Annotated in this window: 20 protein-coding genes; 15 read left to right on the forward strand and 5 right to left on the reverse strand. The window is 66.4% G+C overall.

The genetic code is table 11. The features are described from left to right. Positions 1-88: 88 nt before the first annotated feature. Positions 89-1,093, reverse strand: a complete 1,005-nt coding sequence (locus H8B22_RS14115; RefSeq protein WP_187712022.1) for a sensor domain-containing diguanylate cyclase — start codon at positions 1,091-1,093, stop codon at positions 89-91. 172 nt (positions 1,094-1,265) lie between these two features. Between H8B22_RS14115 and H8B22_RS14120 the strand changes: the two genes are divergently transcribed. From H8B22_RS14120 to H8B22_RS14160, 9 genes are all read left to right on the forward strand, one after another. Further along, positions 1,266-1,634, forward strand: a complete 369-nt coding sequence (locus H8B22_RS14120) for a DUF1428 domain-containing protein (RefSeq protein ID WP_187712023.1) — start codon at positions 1,266-1,268, stop codon at positions 1,632-1,634. Between the two features lie 140 nt (positions 1,635-1,774). After that, entirely contained in the window at positions 1,775-2,197 is a 423-nt protein-coding gene (locus tag H8B22_RS14125) for a YciI family protein (protein WP_187712024.1), read from the forward strand. Between the two features lie 10 nt (positions 2,198-2,207). Continuing rightward, complete coding sequence (locus tag H8B22_RS14130; protein WP_187712025.1) at positions 2,208-2,624, forward strand: VOC family protein; 417 nt, start codon at positions 2,208-2,210, stop codon at positions 2,622-2,624. Positions 2,625-2,740: 116 nt separating this feature from the next. Continuing rightward, positions 2,741-4,054, forward strand: coding sequence for an RNA polymerase sigma factor (locus H8B22_RS14135; protein WP_187712026.1), 1,314 nt, complete (start codon positions 2,741-2,743; stop codon positions 4,052-4,054). 117 nt (positions 4,055-4,171) lie between these two features. Beyond that, positions 4,172-4,915 carry a sulfurtransferase gene (locus H8B22_RS14140; RefSeq protein WP_187712027.1) on the forward strand — a complete coding sequence of 248 codons (744 nt, stop codon included), beginning with the start codon at positions 4,172-4,174 and terminating at the stop codon, positions 4,913-4,915. A gap of 72 nt (positions 4,916-4,987) precedes the next feature. Next, on the forward strand, positions 4,988-5,827 hold the full coding sequence (locus H8B22_RS14145; RefSeq protein WP_187712028.1) for a class I SAM-dependent methyltransferase: 840 nt from the start codon (positions 4,988-4,990) through the stop codon (positions 5,825-5,827). Between the two features lie 391 nt (positions 5,828-6,218). Further along, positions 6,219-7,064 (forward strand): alpha/beta fold hydrolase, encoded by an 846-nt coding sequence (locus H8B22_RS14150; RefSeq protein WP_187712029.1) that lies wholly within the window; start codon positions 6,219-6,221, stop codon positions 7,062-7,064. After that, positions 7,061-7,519 (forward strand): DUF6130 family protein, encoded by a 459-nt coding sequence (locus H8B22_RS14155; RefSeq protein WP_208456905.1) that lies wholly within the window; start codon positions 7,061-7,063, stop codon positions 7,517-7,519. Before H8B22_RS14150 ends, H8B22_RS14155 begins: the two co-directional genes overlap by 4 nt. A gap of 115 nt (positions 7,520-7,634) precedes the next feature. After that, complete coding sequence (locus tag H8B22_RS14160) at positions 7,635-8,585, forward strand: alpha/beta fold hydrolase (RefSeq protein WP_407060857.1); 951 nt, start codon at positions 7,635-7,637, stop codon at positions 8,583-8,585. A gap of 165 nt (positions 8,586-8,750) precedes the next feature. Here H8B22_RS14160 and H8B22_RS14165 read toward each other — a convergent pair whose 3' ends face one another. Beyond that, a complete protein-coding gene (locus H8B22_RS14165; protein ID WP_187712031.1) occupies positions 8,751-9,653 on the reverse strand; it encodes a helix-turn-helix domain-containing protein in 903 nt (300 codons plus the stop codon). A 143-nt stretch (positions 9,654-9,796) separates the two neighbouring features. Continuing rightward, positions 9,797-10,696 carry a LysR family transcriptional regulator gene (locus tag H8B22_RS14170; RefSeq protein ID WP_187712032.1) on the reverse strand — a complete coding sequence of 300 codons (900 nt, stop codon included), beginning with the start codon at positions 10,694-10,696 and terminating at the stop codon, positions 9,797-9,799. A gap of 122 nt (positions 10,697-10,818) precedes the next feature. Here H8B22_RS14170 and H8B22_RS14175 point away from each other — a divergent pair, with 122 nt between their 5' ends. The 4 genes from H8B22_RS14175 to H8B22_RS14190 all read left to right on the forward strand — a co-directional run bounded on the left by H8B22_RS14175 (position 10,819) and on the right by H8B22_RS14190 (position 14,048). Next, complete coding sequence (locus H8B22_RS14175; RefSeq protein ID WP_187712033.1) at positions 10,819-11,559, forward strand: SDR family NAD(P)-dependent oxidoreductase; 741 nt, start codon at positions 10,819-10,821, stop codon at positions 11,557-11,559. Between the two features lie 144 nt (positions 11,560-11,703). Further along, positions 11,704-12,738 (forward strand): alpha/beta fold hydrolase, encoded by a 1,035-nt coding sequence (locus H8B22_RS14180; RefSeq protein WP_208456907.1) that lies wholly within the window; start codon positions 11,704-11,706, stop codon positions 12,736-12,738. A 92-nt stretch (positions 12,739-12,830) separates the two neighbouring features. After that, complete coding sequence (locus tag H8B22_RS14185) at positions 12,831-13,598, forward strand: SDR family NAD(P)-dependent oxidoreductase (protein ID WP_187712034.1); 768 nt, start codon at positions 12,831-12,833, stop codon at positions 13,596-13,598. A gap of 69 nt (positions 13,599-13,667) precedes the next feature. Beyond that, positions 13,668-14,048, forward strand: a complete 381-nt coding sequence (locus H8B22_RS14190; protein WP_187712035.1) for a nuclear transport factor 2 family protein — start codon at positions 13,668-13,670, stop codon at positions 14,046-14,048. A gap of 46 nt (positions 14,049-14,094) precedes the next feature. Here H8B22_RS14190 and H8B22_RS14195 read toward each other — a convergent pair whose 3' ends face one another. Then, positions 14,095-15,345 carry a TIGR03862 family flavoprotein gene (locus tag H8B22_RS14195; protein WP_187712036.1) on the reverse strand — a complete coding sequence of 417 codons (1,251 nt, stop codon included), beginning with the start codon at positions 15,343-15,345 and terminating at the stop codon, positions 14,095-14,097. A gap of 108 nt (positions 15,346-15,453) precedes the next feature. Between H8B22_RS14195 and H8B22_RS14200 the strand changes: the two genes are divergently transcribed. Further along, positions 15,454-16,227, forward strand: a complete 774-nt coding sequence (locus H8B22_RS14200; protein ID WP_187712037.1) for a dimethylarginine dimethylaminohydrolase family protein — start codon at positions 15,454-15,456, stop codon at positions 16,225-16,227. A 56-nt stretch (positions 16,228-16,283) separates the two neighbouring features. Then, positions 16,284-16,436, forward strand: a complete 153-nt coding sequence (locus H8B22_RS14205; RefSeq protein WP_187712038.1) for a hypothetical protein — start codon at positions 16,284-16,286, stop codon at positions 16,434-16,436. A gap of 7 nt (positions 16,437-16,443) precedes the next feature. On the opposite strand, the gene H8B22_RS14210 is transcribed toward H8B22_RS14205, so the two are convergent. Then, positions 16,444-17,187 carry a type 1 glutamine amidotransferase gene (locus H8B22_RS14210; protein ID WP_187712039.1) on the reverse strand — a complete coding sequence of 248 codons (744 nt, stop codon included), beginning with the start codon at positions 17,185-17,187 and terminating at the stop codon, positions 16,444-16,446. Positions 17,188-17,350 lie beyond the last annotated feature (163 nt).

Below are 17,350 nucleotides of genomic sequence, written 5' to 3' on the forward strand. Positions count from 1 at the left end.
GAGCGCGGTTGAATTGACCGCGCTGGCTTGAACAGGCCGGATTGAACAGGCCGGATTGAACAGGCCGGATTGAACAGGCTGGACTGAATCAGCGCGCCGGGCGACCGGCGCGCTTGTTCACGTACATCGCCTGGTCGGCGGCTTCCAGCAGGGTTTCCAGCGAATCCCCGTCGTCGGGATAGATCGCCGCACCGATGCTGGCGCCGAGCCGTAGCGGGTGTTGCTCGAAGGCGAAGTCCGCGCCGACGCAGGTGTTCAGCCGTTGCGCGTGCGCCTGCACGCCATCGCGATCGGAACACTGCGCGAGGATCACCCCGAATTCGTCGCCGCCGAGGCGGGCGACGGTGTCCGCCGCGCGCGTGGAGTTGCGGATGCGCGCGGCGACTTCGCAGATGGCGGCATCGCCGGCGCGATGCCCGTGCGAGTCGTTGATCGGCTTCAGCCCATCCATGTCGACGCTCATGACCGCGAAGCGGCGCGTTTCGCGCCTGGCCTCGGCCTGGGCGCCGCGCAGGCGTTCGTAGAACAGGGCGCGGTTGGGCAGCCCGGTCAGCGGGTCGTGGGTGGCGCGGTGGAACAGCGCGCCGCTTTCGTGCTGGGTGGCATGGAACATCGCGGCCGCGACCAGGTCCGACATCAGCCCGAGCATGTGCAGGTCTTCGTCGTGGAACGCCGTCGGTTCGACGGACAGCACCTTCAGCACGCCCACGACCTGGTCGTGGTGACGCAACGGCACCACGATCATCGAGCGCAGCCCGATGCGCCGGCAGGCCTCGCGATCGACGCGCGGATCGGTTTCGGAATCGTCGCAGCGCAGGGGGTGTCCCAGCCGGATGCATAGCCCCGACAGGCTGTTGTCGCGCTTCAGGCGCAGGCCGAGGTAGGACTCGGCGATCCCCGACGATGCGCGATAGACCATGTCGTCGCCTTCGGCGAGCTCGATCACCGCGCCCGCGGCGCGGGTGAGGGCCTGGGTGCGTTCGGCGACCAGCGCCATGACGCCGCCAAGGTCGGCGCCGAGCCGTGCGATTTCGGTCTGGACCTGGATGACCCGCAGCAGCAGGTCCGCGGATGGTGTCTGCGCGATGGCCATGCCGCTCCCCCGGCTGCCCATGTTTTGCCGGGATTCTAGCTCCCCGCGGCGGCCGGCAGCGAGCGCGCGCCGCCTTCACGAATGCACCCGCGGTCGAGCCCGGCGTTCACGCAGGCCGAATCCGTGCTCCGTGAACATCGCCCCGTACGCCACCCATAGAAGGGAAGACTCCATGAGCTACGTCGATGGTTTCGTGCTGCCGGTTCCCGCGGCGCAACTGGACGCCTACAAGAAGCTGGCCCGCAAGGCCGGCAAGATCTGGATCGAATACGGCGCCCTGCAGTACACCGAGTGCGTGGCGGACGACGTCAAGCCCGGCAAGGTCACCTCGTTCCCGCAGGCGGTGAAGCTGAAGGACGGCGAGGTGGTGCTGTTCTCCTGGATCGTCTACGCCAACAAGCGCGACCGCGACCGCATCAACAAGCAGGTCATGTCCGACCCGCGCCTGGCCGACATGGCCGACCCGAAGAACCTGCCGTTCGACGGCATGCGCATGTTCTGGGGCGGGTTCAAGCCGGTGGTGGAGTACCTCGCGGAGTAGCCCTCGCGGACCCGGGGGCAGGGCCGGCGGGTGCGCGGCGGATTCTTCCGGAAGCATGTCGATTCCGCACCGTCCCGCTCGTCGTTCCTGCAAGAGCCCGGCAACCACGCCGGGCTCGCCACCCGAACGAGGAGAACGAAATGCGCGTCCTGGTCATCGTCAAGGCCACCAAGGATTCCGAAGCCGGCGTGATGCCGGGCGAACAGTTGCTCAACGACATGGGCCGCTTCAACGAAGAACTGGTCCGGGCCGGCGTCATGCTGGCCGGCGAGGGCCTGCACCCGTCTTCGCGCGGCAAGCGCGTGGAGTTTTCCGGCAGCAGGCGCACCGTCGTCGACGGACCCTTCAGCGAGACCAAGGAACTCGTCGCCGGCTTCTGGATCTGGCAGGTGAGCTCGATCGAGGAGGCGGTGGAATGGGCCAAGCGCTGCCCGAACCCGCATCCGGGCGACTCCACGATCGAGATCCGCCCGCTGTTCGAAGCCGAGGATTTCGGCGATGCGCTCACTCCGGAACTGCGCGAGCAGGAACAACGCCTGCGCGACGCGTTGACCCAGCACTGAGGCGACCCCCATGCAGATCAATGCCTACCTGATCTTCAACGGCAATTGCGAAGAGGCGTTCCGTTTCTACGCGCAATGCCTGCGTGCCGAACTGGCCGTGCTGCAGCGCTTCGGCGACACGCCCGGCTGCGAAGGCATGCCGCCCGCACAACGCGACAAGATCATGCACGTGCGCCTGCAGGCCGGCGAGCAGGTGCTGATGGGCTCCGACAACCATCCCGACCATCCCTACGACGGCATCAAGGGCTGCTCGATCGCGCTCAGCGTGGACCGCGCCGAGGAAGCCGACCGCATCTTCGACGAACTCGCGCAGGGCGGCGTGGTAGTCATGCCGATGCAGGAGACCTTCTGGGCCAAGCGCTTCGGCATGCTCACCGATCGCTTCGGCGTGCCGTGGATGATCAACGGCGCGCTGCAGCAAGCCTGAGTGTGCACCAGGCGCAATGCAGGGAACGGCGCCGCGCCGCGGCGCCGGTTACGCCCGCGCGAAACGGCAAGGCCTGCGCTTGCACCGCCGCCGCCGCGGTGGTGAGATCGCGGCCCATGGCCGATTCCCCCGAAAAATCCAACGTGCAGTCCAGCGCTCAATCCGGCGCGCAGGACATCCGCCGCACCATCGATGCGGTGTGGCGGATGGAATCGGCCAAGCTCATCGCCACCCTGGCGCGCATGCTGCACGACGTCGGCCTGGCCGAGGAGCTGGCGCAGGACGCGCTGGTGACGGCGCTGGAGCAGTGGCCGCAGGCCGGCGTTCCCGACAACCCGGGCGCGTGGTTGATGACCACGGCCAAGCACCGCGCGATCGACCGGTTGCGCCGCCACCAGCTGCAGCAGCGCAAGCACGAGGAACTCGGCTACGAGATCGAGCTGCACCAGCAGGTGCGCGAGGAGGATCTGCTCGATGCGCTGGACGATCCGATCGGCGACGACCTGTTGCGGCTGGTGTTCACCGCCTGCCATCCGGTGCTGTCGCAGGACGCGCGCGTCGCGCTGACGCTGCGCCTGCTCGGTGGCCTGACCACCGACGAGATCGCGCGCGCGTTCGTCGTGCCCGAACCGACCATCGCGCAGCGCATCGTCCGCGCCAAGCGCACGCTGGCCGAGGCCAACGTGCCGTACGAAGTGCCGCGCGGCGACGAACTGGTCGAACGCCTGTCGGCGGTGCTCGCGGTCGTGTACCTGATTTTCAACGAGGGCTACTCGGCGACCGCGGGCGAGGACTGGCTGCGCCCGCACCTGTGCGAGGACGCGCTGCGGCTCGGCCGCGTGCTCGCGGGGCTGATGCCGCAGCAGGCCGAAGTGCACGGACTGGTGGCGCTGATGGAGATCCAGGCCTCGCGCGCGGGCGCACGCACCGGCCCGTCCGGCGAGCCGATCCTGCTGCTCGACCAGGACCGCGCGCGCTGGGACCGCCTGCTGATCGGACGCGGCCTGGCTGCGCTGGAGCAGGCGCAGAAGCTCGGCGGCACGCGCGGCATGTACGCGCTGCAAGCCGCCATCGCCGCCTGCCATGCGCGCGCGCTGAAGCCGGAAGACACCGACTGGGCGAGCATCGTGGGGCTCTACGGCGAACTGTCGCAGTTGACCGGATCGCCCATCGTCGAACTCAACCGCGCGGTCGCGTTGGGCATGCTGTTCGGCCCGGTCGCGGGGCTGGAACTGGTCGATGCGCTCGCCGGCGAACCGACGCTGGCGCGCTACCACCTGCTGCCCAGCGTGCGCGGCGACCTGCTGTTCAAGCTCGGCCGCATGGACGAGGCGCGCGGCGAGTTCGAACGCGCCGCCGGCATGACCCGCAACGAACGCGAACGCGGGCTGCTGCTGGAACGTGCTGCTGCCTGCACCGGGGGCGCCTAGCACGCGCCTGCAAACCGCGTGCCCTGGGCCCGGTCTGCCCGGGTACCGCCTTCGGCGCCACCGTTGCGACGGGGTCGCTTTTTTCCGGCGTCAGACCGCGGCCGTTAGAATATGCGGGTGATCCTCAATATCGCCGCCTACCATTTCGTCGCCATCGCCGACCCGCCCGCGGTGGCCGCGCGCGTGCGCGAGCTGGCCGAAGCCGGCGGGCTGCGCGGTACGGTGCTGGTGGCGGGCGAGGGCATCAACCTCTTCCTCTCCGGCGCGGAGTCGGCGATCCACCAGTTCCTCGACGCGCTGCGCGACGATCCGCGTTTTGCCGGCATCGTGGTGAAGGAAAGCCGCAGTCGCACGCAGCCGTTCGCGCGGCTCAAGGTCAAGCTCAAGCAGGAAATCATCGCCTTCCGTCGCGACGGGTCCTCGCCGCTCGCCGCAGGCCGCGCGCCCACGGTCGAGCCCGAGCAGCTCGCGCGCTGGATCGAGCAGGGCGCGGACGACAGCGGTCGCCGCCTGGTGCTGCTGGATACGCGCAACCGCGAGGAGATCGGCTACGGCACCTTCAGCGGCGCGCTGACCCTGCCGATCGACAATTTCACCGACCTGCCCGAAGCGCTGACGCCGCACCGCAGCGCGCTGGCCGATGCCGTCGTGGTCAGCTTCTGCACCGGCGGCATCCGCTGCGAAAAGGCCGCGCTGTGGATGCAGGCCGATGGCATGGACAACGTGCTGCAGCTCGAAGGCGGCATCCTCGGCTACTTCGAACGCGTGGGCGGCCTCGGTTACGACGGCCGCTGCTTCGTCTTCGACGAACGCGTGGCACTGGATCCGGAACTCAAGCCGCTGGTCGATCCGGCCGCCTGACGCCGTCGTTCCTGCAGCGGCGTACGCCGCAGTGTTTCCCACATCGCTGGTGCCCCATCACGGAGAATCCCGATGAGCGCAGACCGCAACCCGCAAGCCGAGCAGATGGGCGACGAGTCGATGGCGCGCAACCTCGCGCACCAGGCCGAGGCCATCTGGCCGCAGGAAGCGCCGCTGTTCGACCGCTACGGCCTGTCCGGGCCGTTGCGCATCCTCGACCTGGGCTGCGGCACCGGCGAGATCACCCGTCGCCTCGCCCAACGCTACCCGCAGGCGACGATCGACGGCATCGACATCCTCGAAGGCAACCTCGCGCTCGCGCGCCGCGACAGCACCGGCTTCGGTGAACGGATCCGCTACGAACAGGGCGATGCCTTCGCGCTGCAGTACGCGGACGCGACGTTCGATCTCGTCGTGTGCCGGCACATGTCGCAGGCGGTGCCGGACTTCCCGCTGGTGCTCGCGGAAATTACCCGCGTTCTGAAGCCCGGCGGCTGGCTGCACCTGCTGTCGGAGGACTACGGCATGCTGCACATGCCGGTGATCGAGCGCGCCGACGGCAGCCGTTTCGATCCGGACCGTTTCTGGAACGAGAACGCCATCGCCTACCTGGGCAGCATCGGCTGCGACGGCCGCATCGGCCGCCATTCGCCGGCGTTGCTGGCGAGCGCCGGCTACGGGGGTATCGCCCTGGATTTCATCACGGTCGACACGTTGCGGGTGCCGCGGGACACCTTCGCGGGGATCATGCTCGCCTGGCGCGACGGCTATTCGGCGGTGCTGGCTGAAGCGTCGGGACGCACGGTGCCCGAGGTCAGTGCCGACTTCGACGCGATCATCGCGTCCATCACCACGCCGCCGAACTACGCGGTGTGGCACGTGCCGGTCGTGTCGGGACGCAAGGCGGCGTAGGCGACCGAGTCGGCACGGCCGCCGTCGATCCCATCCAAAGCTGGGTCGTGAATACGTCAGCGTGAAGGCGCCAGAAGCCCGGTTTCCTGACATTGCGGTTCCATCGCCGCGTGCGCGACCGGCTGGTCGTTGCGCCGGCCGCAGCCCTCCTCGATACCTGCTGAAGGTCGACGAGATTCGTCCATTTATCCAAGGCGCCGTCCGGGCGTCCAATCCATCCACGGCCGCAACGCACGACTCTCCCGCGTGATGCCACGCGTCTTGTGGCACGGAGGCGCCTCTGGCACCTCCGGCTGTCAACGGAGGACTGCTACTTCGGCCCGGATCGCGTGACGGCCCTGAGTGGGGTCGCCTGGTCGGGCCGCCCACCATCGCGGCAGGAGACAGTCACATGAAATCAACGGCCCTTCATTTATCGCTGACCAGCTTTCTGGTGAGCGCCGGTTGCGTCTACGCCGGCACGCCGGCAAACAGTTCCGAGGCGCAGGCGGCGCGTGAGCACAACGCCGTCACGATCGTTCTGGTCCACGGCGCCTTTGCCGACTCCTCCAGCTGGAACGGAGTGATCGACACGCTGTTGCAACGAAATTTCAAGGTGATCGCAGCGAGCATCCCGCTCAGGAGCCTTTCCATCGACGCCGGCAGCGTCGAGGACCTGGTCCGCAGCGTCCAGGGTGATGTCGTGCTGGTAGGTCATTCGTACGGCGGCCAGGTGATCACCGCGGCCGCGGCGGGCAATTCCAGCGTAAAGGGCCTGGTCTACGTCGATGCATTGGCGCCGGACATCGGCGAGAGCGCGGCCGACATCGGTGAACGCTTTCCAGGCGGGACACTCGGCCCGTCGTTGGCGCCACCAGTCAGCATCCAGGGCGGCGGCAGCGATCTCTACGTGCAGCAGGACCGCTGGCCTGCCCAGTTCGCGGCCGACGTGGCGCCTCAGGCGGCGCGGCTCATGGCAGTCGGGCAGCGGCCGGTGACCGATGCCGCGCTGAAAGATCGATTGCAGCAAGCGCCGGCGTGGAAGGGCACGCCTTCCTGGTTCATCTACGGAAGCGAAGACCGCAACATCACCCCGGCAGCTTTGGGGTTCATGGCACAGCGAGCCCATTCGCGTCATACCGTGGTCGTTCCCAAAGGTTCGCATGTGGTGATGGTTTCGCACCCGCGCGAGGTCGCCATGCTGATCGAGGAGGCAGCAAATGCCTGCTGCATGCCTGAGGAAGGGAAGACGCCATGATCTCGTCTGCCTTTGGGCTGTTTGCGGCCGTCGTCATGCTTGCCGGTCCGGGTGGCGCGGTGCAATCGGCCAGGGAAGTTCGCGGCCCTCCGCCGGTGATTCCGCTCGAGAGCGAGCCACCGGCCAAGATCGTGATTGATCCTCCGGCACCGGGCTGGCTGGTGCAGGGGCGCGTGGTGATCCAGTACCGCGCCGAGAACCTGCGCATCGTGCCGGTATTCGGCCCCAATGCGCTGGACGTGTCGCCACGTATCGGTCACATCCACGTTACGGTCGACGACTCACCGTGGCGTTGGGCGGATGCCAGCGGCGAGCCGCTGATCATCAATTGCCTGCTTCCGGGCGAGCACAAAGTTCTGATCGAGCTGGTGAATGCCAATCATCAAGTGATCGACGGCGGGCTGGTTCGCTTTGTCGTTCCTGACGTGATTGCGCCCAACTGTCATCGCAGTTAAGTCGAAACGTTTGCCGGAAGAACCGGCGCGAATAGAACATCCCACAGCAATCGTGGAGGTATGTGTCATGACCAGAACAACCCGCTCTGGTGCCGTTGATGATGTGCGCCGCTCGATGATACTGGGTGGCGCCGCGGTCGCCGTAGGCTTGCAACTGCCTTTGGTCGGCTGCTCCGGATCAACGCCGCCATCCCCTCAAACCACAAGTCCATCGCCGCCATCTACGCTCGGGAGACAAACCATGGGCACCATCACCACGAAGGATGGAACACAGATCTACTACAAGGATTGGGGCGCCGGCCCCGTGGTCGCGTTGAGTCACGGCTGGCCATTGAGTTCCGACAGCTGGGAATCGCTGATGTACTTTCTTGCGACAAATGGCTATCGCGTGATCGCCCACGATCGCCGCGGTCACGGGCGTTCCAGCCAGCCGTCGGAAGGCAATGAAATGGATACCTACGCGGACGATCTGGCCGAGCTGCTCGATCGCCTCGATGTCAAGGAAGTCACTTTGATCGGTTTCTCGACCGGAGGCGGCGAGGTGGCGCGCTACATCGGCCGCCACGGCACCAAGCGGGTACGAAAAGCCGGTCTGATTTCCGCAGTCCCACCGCTGATGCTCAAGACCGATCAGAACCCGGGGGGCATCCCGATCGAGGTATTCGATGGGTTTAGAAAAGCCCAGCTGGCCAATCGCGCCGATTTCTATCGCGACGTCGCCAGTGGCCCGTTCTATGGCTATAACCGTCCAGGCGCGAAGCCGTCACAGGGGCTGATCGATTTCTGGTGGCTGCAGGGAATGATGGCCGGGCACAAGAACACCTTCGAATGCATCAAGGCTTTTTCCGAGACCGACTTCACCGAGGATCTGAAAAAGTTCGATGTGCCGACGCTCATCATTCATGGCGACGACGATCAGGTGGTTCCAATCGATCGCGGGGGGCGCGCAGCCTCGGAACTGGTAAAGAACAGCAAGCTCGTCGTATACGAGGGCGCGCCGCACGGGTTGACGGACACCCACAAGGATCGGTTCAACGCGGACATACTGGCCTTCTTGAAGGCTTAGTCAGGCCTCTTCGCCCGTGGCGCGTGCCGGAAGACGGGCTAACGCCACCAGCCGCGGCTGCGCGACTCGCCGGGTTAACGCCCGGCGAGTCGCGCCGACAACCCGCCAGCTTTCCGTGCGTAAACGTTGTTCTTGGCACCTGGATGCCCGCGCAGGCGGCCGGGCTCACCTTCGTTGGCGTCGGTACTGGTGTGGCGTGATCTGCAGGAACCGCTTGAATACATTGGTCATGTGGCTTTGGTCGAAGAAGCCGCATGTGCTTGCGATCAGCGAAATCGGCAGGTCCGTTTCCAGCAGCATGTGCTTGACGCGATCGAGCCGGTACTGGAGCCACCAGCGGTGGGGCGACATGCCGGTGGATTGCTTGAAGGCGAAAGTGAAGTGGCTGCGCGATAGCCCGCATTCGACGGCGACTTGGGCCAGCGTGAGTTCGCCATCCAGATGCTCCGACATCAATTCCGTCGCGCGCCTTAGTTGAGCCGGCGACAGGCCGCCGCTATGCGATGCCGGAACTTCGGTCATGCCGCCGTACTGTCGCGCGATATAGGCCGTGATGGCCAGCGACAGGTGCTCGAGATAGAACGAAGTCGTTACCGAGGGTGTTTCCAGCGCAGGTTCCAGGCAGCGCACAAGGGAGGTAAGCGTCGCGTCAGGAAGGCCAGTGCCGCGCAACACGGAGATTCTGGGAGCCCCCAGGTCGTCGGCCAGGTCACTGAAGGCCTCGTGGCCGAGGCGTATGTGTATCCCGTCGAAGGGATTGAGGAAAACCGCCTCGGATTCTGCGGTTATGTCGCTGATGCAGGCGGCACCGGCCTGGAACCGTGAAACAGGCGGCTTGATCGCCTTTCCGCCGAGCCAATGAGGTGGTGCGGCCAGATCCCGAAACCACAGATAGATGTCGTAGACCGATTCTGAAGCCTGCGAGACGACATGGCCATGGCCGGTGAAATCGAACTTTAGGCGCGCCGCGCCGAACATCGCGCTTGGGCTGCGGCCCAGGCTGATCGTGGGCGGCGTAAGGCGCCAGCCGCGCTGAAGGGTATTGCCGTAATCGAACTTGTCCAGCATTGCCAACTCCCCAAAGACGTTTGCAAGGGGGCAAATATGCTCTGCGCGATGCCGGTCCGTTCTTGACCCTTCCTCTTCCTCCAGGTTGGCAGTCTATTCCGCCCGCGACAGGTCTTCGATGGAAAAACCTCGGGCGCGTTGATTCACGCCAGTCGAGCGAACTCTTCCGCCAACCAGTCAATGAACACCCTTATGCGATGGCCCATGTGACGATTCGGTGGATAAACCACATGAATTGGATAGGGGGGCGGACGCCAGTCCGGCAGCACTTCGACCAGCGCTCCCGAGTCCAGGTAGGGGCGCACCACATAGTTGAAATTCTGGATCACCCCCAACCCGGCAAGCCCAGCGGCAAGGTTGGCGTTGCTCTCGTTGACGCTCACTGAGGCAGGCCCCTCCAGCTTGAATCGTGCACCGCTCTGCTCGAAGCTGGCCGGTAGCACGCGACTGGTACGCGCGGACTGGTAATTCACCAGCCTGTGCCTGGCTTGCAGATCGGCGGGGTCCGTCGGCTCGCCGAATCGGGCGAGATAGCCGGGTGCCGCGCAGGTTCGCCAGGACGCCATGCCCAGCAGGCGCGCGACCACGGTTTCGTCGGTCATCCGGCCGCCACGAATGGCGCAATCGACGTTTTCCGCGACCAGGTCCACATGGCGATCGGTCACATCCAGTTCCACCTGGATGCCGGGATGGCGATCCAGGAACGCCGGCAACGCAGGCAACACCACGCAACTGGCCAGCGAAGAGCCGAGGGTGACGCGGACAATCCCCTGTGGCTGCTTGTGCGATCCCGCCAGGCTGGTGTCGATGTCCTCCAGCTCGCGCACCAGCCGTTCGGTCTGCCCGTAATACATCGAGCCTTCGGACGTGACCGCGACGCGCCGCGTCGTCCTGGTCAGCAGCTTCACGCCCAGGTGTGTTTCCAACTCGTCGACCAGCTTGCTGACCGAGGTCTTGGGCATGTGCAGGGAATCGGCGGCCCTGGTGAAGGACCCAGTCTCGACGACGCGGGCGAAGGCGCGGATGGCCAGCAGTTGGTTCATGCCAGCTGATTGTCCACGTGTGTGGACAGAAAGGAAGCGTATAGCTGCTTTATCCGACTAATGGACCCGCCTAAGTTGCAGCCACCGGATCTACCGGTTCCCCCAAAACTTAGGAATCAACCATGAACAAGCAACTGCAAGGCAAAGTCGCCCTGGTCACCGGCGGATCGCGCGGCATCGGTGCCGCCTCGGCCCGCGCTTTGGCTGAACAGGGCGCCGACGTCGCCATCAGCTACGTCAATTCCGCCGAGAAGGCGGACGCGCTCGTCAAGGACCTGCAGCGCCTTGGCGTCCGCGCCCAGGCTTTCCGCGCCGACCAGGCGCAGCCGGCGCAGGCGGCCGACCTCGTCGACAAGGTCCACGCGCACTTCGGTCGCCTGGACATCCTCGTCAACAACGCTGCGCAGTTCGGAATGGGCAGCGTCGACGGCGATGCCGCAGGGCTTGACCAGATGACGACGGTGAACTTCACCAGCGTGGTCGCCGCGATCCGTGCCGCGTCCAAGCTGATGGCCGACAACGGACGCATCGTTTCGATCGGCTCCGGCGTGAGCGGCCGCGTCGGCTTCCCTGGGCTGGCCGACTACACCGCTTCGAAGGCCGCCATCGTGGGCTACAGCAAGGGCGCTGCGCGCGACCTGGCCGCGCGGGGCATCACGGTGAACGTGCTGCAGCCGGGCTACGTCAACACGGACATGAATCCGGAGAACAGCGATTACGCTCCGGTGTTCAAGGCGACGACCGCGCTGGGCCGCTATGCACAGCCTGAAGAGATCGCCGCTGCGGTGGTGTTCCTGGCCAGCCCGCAGGCCTCGTACGTCACGGGCACGGTGCTGAACGTCGACGGTGGCTACGGCGCCTGAGTCGCGCTTCGTCGATTTTTGCAAAGGGCCCGCCGGCCATCCAATCAGGCGGGCTCGTCACGGCCGATGCTTGGGCGTGAAGTCACGCCTATCGCGGCAAGGAGGTGCCCTCACTGGCACCTCCGGCCTTTCCGGAGAACTGCCATGTCCCGCCTGTTTCAAAAAGCCCGCACGGGCCTGTTCATGATTTCCGCGGCATTGGCGCTGGCGTCGCCCACGCTCGCATTCGCCGGAGCCACGGTCGCAGCCGAAGCGGCACCGATCGCAGCCGATATCTCAGACGCTGCCCTCGTCTCGACCTTGCCGGGTTTCAAGCAAGGGTTCGCCGACGTCAACGGAACGCGATTGCACTACGTAGCCGGCGGCAAGGGCGAAGCCGTCGTGCTGTTGCCCGGCTGGCCGGAAACCTGGTGGTCCTACCACAAGGTCATGCCGACCCTCGCCATGAACCACCGGGTCATCGCCGTGGATATTCGCGGCATGGGAGCCTCAAGCAAGCCGCTTGATGGCTATGACAAGAAGAACATGGCCAAGGACATCCATGAGCTGATGGCCAAGCTTGGCTACGACAAGGCGCACATCGTCGGTCACGACATCGGCGCCCAGGTGGCGTGGAGCTTCGCCGCCAATTACCCGCAGGCGACACGCACATTGACGATGCTGGATGTTCCCCATCCGGACGAGGGCCTGCTGAAGTGGCCGCTGCTCCCGGCGCACGGCACGTTCAATGACAAGATCGACGAGAACCACGCCTACGCCTGGTGGTTTGCCTTCCATCAGGTCAAGGGCCTGCCGGAAGCGATGATGCAAGGCAGGGCCCAGATCGAGCACGAATGGTTCTTCCGCTACCTGCTCAAGGACGAATCCGCCCTGGATGCCCGCGATCGCGCGGTGTATGCGGTGGCCTACAACCAGGATGACGGAATCCGCGCCGGTAACGCGTGGTACCAGGCGTTCACCCAGGACATCATCGACGAAAAGAGCTACGGCCCGCTGGAGATGCCAGTGCTTGGCCTGGCCGGGCCCGGGTACGGGTGGCTCAATTCGGTCCTGACGACGAGGGCCCGCAACGCCAAGGTCTACAAGCTGGCGGACAGCGGGCACTTCATCGCCGAGGAGCAGCCCGAAGAGATGCTCACCTACCTGCTGCCGTTCCTGAAGCAGAACGCTTCGCGCTGACGGTCGCGGCGGTTGCGGCGTTCGCGCCCATCGCCGCGTCGCACATGTCCCTGCGGCCAAAAGCGCATGCCCCCCATTTGCGAGGAATCCCCATGAGCACGATCCACACCACCAAACACGCGGGAAAAATTGCCCTGGTCACCGGTGGCAGTTCCGGCCTGGGCTTGGCCACGGTGCAACGCCTGGTTGCCGAGGGCGCGTTCGTCTACCTCACTGGCCGTCGAAAGCCGGAACTCGACGCCGCGGTCGCCAACCTCGATGGCCGTGCCGAGGCCATCCAGGGCGACATTTCGAGCCAGGCGGACCTGGATCGGATTTTCGCCCGCATCCGCGAACGACATGGCCGCCTGGACATTCTTTTCGCCAATGCCGGGGGCGGTGAATTCGCGCCGCTGGGCGCCATCACCGAGGCCCAGTTCGACAAGTACTTCGGCATCAACGTGAAGGGCACGTTGTTCACCGTGCAGAAGGCGATCGAACTGATGCCACCCGGGTCGGCAATCGTGGTCAACGGCTCGATGGTGTCGATCAAGGGCGTGCCGGCATTTGGCGTCTACGCCGCCACCAAGGCGGCATTGCGATCATTCGTTCGCACCTGGGCGTCGGATTTGAAGGGGCGCGACATCCGGGTCAACGCGGTCGCTCCCGGAACCGTCGTCACCCCTGCGTATAAATCGGAACTTGGCCTCACCGACGAACAGATCGAAGGTTTCAGCGCGCAAGCAGCCACTGCGGCGCCGCTTGGTCGCGTTGGCACGCCGGATGAGATCGCCAAGGCCGTCTCCTTCCTGGCCAGCGATGACGCCAGCTACATCACCGGCGTCGAACTCTTCGTCGATGGCGGTGCGGCCCAGGTGTAAGCAACAAACCGCAACCGGTCCGCATGGCGGCACGGGGCGAATTAACGACATCAGTCACTCGAGGTGCGCATGAAAAATGCTACCGAACTGCTGGAAGCCTACCTGGACAACATTGCGGCGCCCGAGATCGCGGCATCGCAGTTTGCGCAGGATGGCGTGCTTGAACTGCCCTGGGTGCAGGCCCGCGCCCAGGGGCCCGTGGCGATCGGGAAGCTCATCGCCGGGCTGCTTGGAAAAATTCCGGAGTTTCGATTCAAGAACGTCACGTTCTTCATCCAGACCCCGGATAAGGTCGCTGCTGAGTATCAGGTCGAAGCCCGCGTCGTCGATACCGGAAAGATCTACAAGCAAACCTACTGCGGCGTCCTGATCGCGGAAAACGGAAAGATAAAGCTGCTTCGCGAAGCGCTCGACACCGCCGTGGCCGCGAAAGCCTTCTCCAAGGATTGATTGCACTTTGGTCAGCGGCGGGCCGGACGTCCGCTTCTGGCCGAACTTATCCGTTCTGGCCCCGCAACCACCCGACCGCACCGCGGCCCGCGCGCAATCCGCTGGCGAAGCAGGCGGTGAGCAGGTAGCCGCCGGTGGGCGCCTCCCAGTCGAGCATCTCGCCGGCGCAGAACACGCCGGGCTGCGAGGTCGCCATCAGGTGCGCGTCGAGCGCTTCCAGGCGCACGCCGCCGGCGCTGCTGATCGCCTCGGCGATGGGACGCGCGCTGCGCAAAGTCAGGGGCAGGCGCTTGATCGTGGTGGCGACGGCGCGTGGGTCGTCGAGTTGCTGCCTGGTCAACACTTCGCGCAGCAGGGCGGCCTTGACCCCCTCCAGGCCCGCTTGCCGGCGCAGGTGTTCGCTGAAGCTGCGGCCGGCGTGTGGCTTGGCGAGGTCGCGTTGCAGGCGCTCGAGGTCGCGGCCCGGGGCAAGGTCGAGTTGCAGCGAGGCGGTGCCATCGCGCGCGATGCTGTCGCGCAGCGTGGCGGAGAGCGCGTAGACCAGGCTGCCTTCGATGCCGCTCGCGGTGACCACGCATTCGCCCTGCAGCGATTGTTCGCGGCCATCGAGGTCGCGCCAGTGCGCGATCACCGGCTTCAGCGGCGCGCCTGCGAAGCGTTCGCCGACATGTGCGCTCCAGCCGATGTCGAAGCCGCAGTTCGACGGCTGCAGCGGGGCGACATCGATGCCGTGCTGTTGCAGCGGCGACACCCAGGCACCGTCGGAGCCGAGCTCCGGCCAGCTGCCGCCACCCAGCGCGAGCAGGGTGGCGTGGGGATGCGCGTTCAATTCGCCCTCGGGCGTGGCGAAGCGCAGGGAGCCGTCGGCGTTCCAGCCGGTCCAGCGATGCTGCACGTGGAAGCGCACGCCCTGGTCGCGCAGGCGCCGCACCCAGCCGCGCAGCAGCGGCGCCGCCTTGCGGTCCATCGGAAACACCCGTCCGGACGTGCCGACGTAGGTGTCGATGCCGAAGCCGCGCGCCCATTCGCGCAGGGCGTCCGCATCGAAATCGTCGAGCCAGGCGGCGACTTCGCGCTGGCGCGCGCCGTAACGCGCGTCGAAGCCGGGCCGCGGTTCGCCGTGGGTGAGGTTGAGGCCGCCCTTGCCGGCGATCAGGAACTTGCGCCCCACCGAGCCCTTGCCTTCGTACAGGTCGACTTCCACGCCGGCGGCGCGCGCCACTTCGGCGGCCATGAGGCCGGCGGGGCCGCCGCCGATGATGGCGAGGTCGGGAAGGGACGTGGCGAGGCTGGACATGCGGCGGCGTGCAGGGGAGGCGGCACATTATGCGGGGCCGTGGACGACTCGTCCGCACGCGGCCGGGCCTTGTGTCCGCGCACGCGCGGCGCGGGTTATGGTTCCCGCATGCGCATTGCGATCACCCGCGAAGTCAGCCCCAGCCTCGGCGACTGTCAGCTCACCCATGTCGAGCGAACCGCGATAGACATTGCCCGCGCCGACATGCAGCACCGCAACTACCAGCGCGTGCTGGCAACGTTGGGGTGCAAGGTGTTGGCGCTGGAGGCGGAACCGGCGATGCCGGACGCGGTGTTCGTCGAGGACGTCGCGGTCGTGCTCGACGAAGTCGCGGTGATGACCCGCCCGGGGGCGGAATCGCGCCGCGCGGAAGGCGCAGGCGTGGCGGAACTGCTGGCGCGCTATCGCCCCATCCGCGCGCTCCAGGCGCCGGCCACGCTGGACGGCGGCGACGTGCTGCGCGTCGGCCGCACGCTCTTCGTCGGGCAATCGGGTCGCAGCAACGCCGAGGGCGTGGCGCAACTGCAGGACGCCATCGCGGAATTCGGCTATCGCGTGCAACCCGTGCCGATCCGCGGCTGCCTGCACCTGAAATCGGCGGTCACCGCACCGCGCGACGACACCCTGTTGATCCAGCCGCGCTGGGTCGATGCGGCGTCGTTCCCCGGCTTCGCCATCATCGAAGTGGATCCGGGCGAGGAACACGCCGCCAATGTCCTGCGCCTCGGCGAGGTGGTGGTGATGCCCGTCTGCTTCCCGCGCACGGCGCAACGTTTGCGCGACGCGGGGATCGAAGTGGTGGCAGTCGACGTCTCGGAGCTGCAGAAGGCGGAAGGGGCGACGACCTGCTGCAGCATCGTCTTCGACGCGCCGGACGCCTGACGAGGGCGCGTGCGCGCAAGGCGCGCTAAGCTCGTCCCATTCCGTGGAGAGACGCAATGAGCTGGATCGGAATCATCCTGGTGGTCCTCGGCCTGTACTTCGCCTTCAAGGTGGCCGGCTTCTTCCTCAAGCTGCTGATGTGGGCGCTGGTCGTGTTCGGCATCTACTGGTTCGCCGCGCCGTACCTGGGATTGCCGCAGTTCTTCTGATCGCCGTCTAGCGCGAGGGCAAGGTGTAGCGCCGCTGCGGCCGGCCGACCAGGTCGAGGAAGTTGTTGAACACCGCATCGGCGTGCTGCTGCATCCCGGCGATGTATTCGCGGGTCTGGGCGCGGATCACGGCTTCGTCGGTGTGGCCCAGCGCCGCCAGCTCTTCGCGGTAGGCGGGATTGGCGAGCCAGCGTTCGATCAGCGGTTCGTCCATTTCCAGGTGGAACTGGAAGCCGTAGGCGTTGTCGCCATAACGGAACGCCTGCGCGTCGCAGGTGTCGGTGCGAGCCAGGTGCACCGCGCCCTGCGGCACTTCGAAGCGATAGCTATGCCACTGGAACACGGGGGCGGCATCGCCCAGCGGCGCCAGCACGGGATCGTCGCGCCCGGCCTCCGTCGCGTGCAGGCGATACCAGCCGATCTCCGCCTCACGCGTGCGCTGGATCGGCGCGCCCAGCGCGTGTGCGAGCAGTTGCGCGCCCAGGCAGATGCCGAGCACGGGCTTGCCCTGCGCGAGCATGCGTTCGATCGCGCGCAGCTCGGTGCGCAGGTGCTGGCGGTGCGCCTGGTCTTCGACGTTCATCGGCCCGCCCAGCACGATCAGGCCGTGGTAGCGGTCGACGTTGGGCTCGGCATTGGGCTGCCGCTCGAAATTGGCGAAGCGGATGCGGTGGCCGCGCGCACGGATCAGCGGATCGAGCGTGCCCAGCGGTTCGGCGGCGACGTGTTGGAAGACGAGGATGCGGGACATGCCGTGCGTGTCGGGCGGGTGAACCGACACCACTATGCCAATCCTCGATGCCTTCGGGCGAGCCGGGCGGCAAGGCCCGGCATGAAATAGATGCATCAGTGCGCGCCGCTCGCCATCGACGGGAGAGACGTGCCTTCGGACAGGAACGTGCCACCGGCCTTGC

This window comes from Lysobacter terrestris, assembly GCF_014489475.1.
GTDB classification, from domain to species: Bacteria; Pseudomonadota; Gammaproteobacteria; order Xanthomonadales; family Xanthomonadaceae; genus Agrilutibacter; species Agrilutibacter terrestris.

Excerpts from the sequence above, each read along its gene's own strand:
- H8B22_RS14200 (WP_187712037.1), top strand. The coding sequence starts at position 15,454 with ATGCGCATTGCGATCACCCGCGAAGTCAGCCCCAGCCTCGGCGACTGT.
- H8B22_RS14175 (WP_187712033.1), top strand. The coding sequence starts at position 10,819 with ATGAACAAGCAACTGCAAGGCAAAGTCGCCCTGGTCACCGGCGGATCG.
- H8B22_RS14125 (WP_187712024.1), top strand. The coding sequence starts at position 1,775 with ATGCGCGTCCTGGTCATCGTCAAGGCCACCAAGGATTCCGAAGCCGGC.
- H8B22_RS14165 (WP_187712031.1), bottom strand. The coding sequence starts at position 9,653 with ATGCTGGACAAGTTCGATTACGGCAATACCCTTCAGCGCGGCTGGCGC.
- H8B22_RS14195 (WP_187712036.1), bottom strand. The coding sequence starts at position 15,345 with ATGTCCAGCCTCGCCACGTCCCTTCCCGACCTCGCCATCATCGGCGGC.
- H8B22_RS14150 (WP_187712029.1), top strand. The coding sequence starts at position 6,219 with ATGAAATCAACGGCCCTTCATTTATCGCTGACCAGCTTTCTGGTGAGC.
- H8B22_RS14120 (WP_187712023.1), top strand. The coding sequence starts at position 1,266 with ATGAGCTACGTCGATGGTTTCGTGCTGCCGGTTCCCGCGGCGCAACTG.
- H8B22_RS14205 (WP_187712038.1), top strand. The coding sequence starts at position 16,284 with ATGAGCTGGATCGGAATCATCCTGGTGGTCCTCGGCCTGTACTTCGCC.
- H8B22_RS14130 (WP_187712025.1), top strand. The coding sequence starts at position 2,208 with ATGCAGATCAATGCCTACCTGATCTTCAACGGCAATTGCGAAGAGGCG.
- H8B22_RS14190 (WP_187712035.1), top strand. The coding sequence starts at position 13,668 with ATGAAAAATGCTACCGAACTGCTGGAAGCCTACCTGGACAACATTGCG.
- H8B22_RS14135 (WP_187712026.1), top strand. The coding sequence starts at position 2,741 with ATGGCCGATTCCCCCGAAAAATCCAACGTGCAGTCCAGCGCTCAATCC.
- H8B22_RS14145 (WP_187712028.1), top strand. The coding sequence starts at position 4,988 with ATGAGCGCAGACCGCAACCCGCAAGCCGAGCAGATGGGCGACGAGTCG.
- H8B22_RS14170 (WP_187712032.1), bottom strand. The coding sequence starts at position 10,696 with ATGAACCAACTGCTGGCCATCCGCGCCTTCGCCCGCGTCGTCGAGACT.
- H8B22_RS14210 (WP_187712039.1), bottom strand. The coding sequence starts at position 17,187 with ATGTCCCGCATCCTCGTCTTCCAACACGTCGCCGCCGAACCGCTGGGC.
- H8B22_RS14155 (WP_208456905.1), top strand. The coding sequence starts at position 7,061 with ATGATCTCGTCTGCCTTTGGGCTGTTTGCGGCCGTCGTCATGCTTGCC.
- H8B22_RS14180 (WP_208456907.1), top strand. The coding sequence starts at position 11,704 with ATGTCCCGCCTGTTTCAAAAAGCCCGCACGGGCCTGTTCATGATTTCC.
- H8B22_RS14160 (WP_407060857.1), top strand. The coding sequence starts at position 7,635 with ATGATACTGGGTGGCGCCGCGGTCGCCGTAGGCTTGCAACTGCCTTTG.
- H8B22_RS14115 (WP_187712022.1), bottom strand. The coding sequence starts at position 1,093 with ATGGCCATCGCGCAGACACCATCCGCGGACCTGCTGCTGCGGGTCATC.
- H8B22_RS14185 (WP_187712034.1), top strand. The coding sequence starts at position 12,831 with ATGAGCACGATCCACACCACCAAACACGCGGGAAAAATTGCCCTGGTC.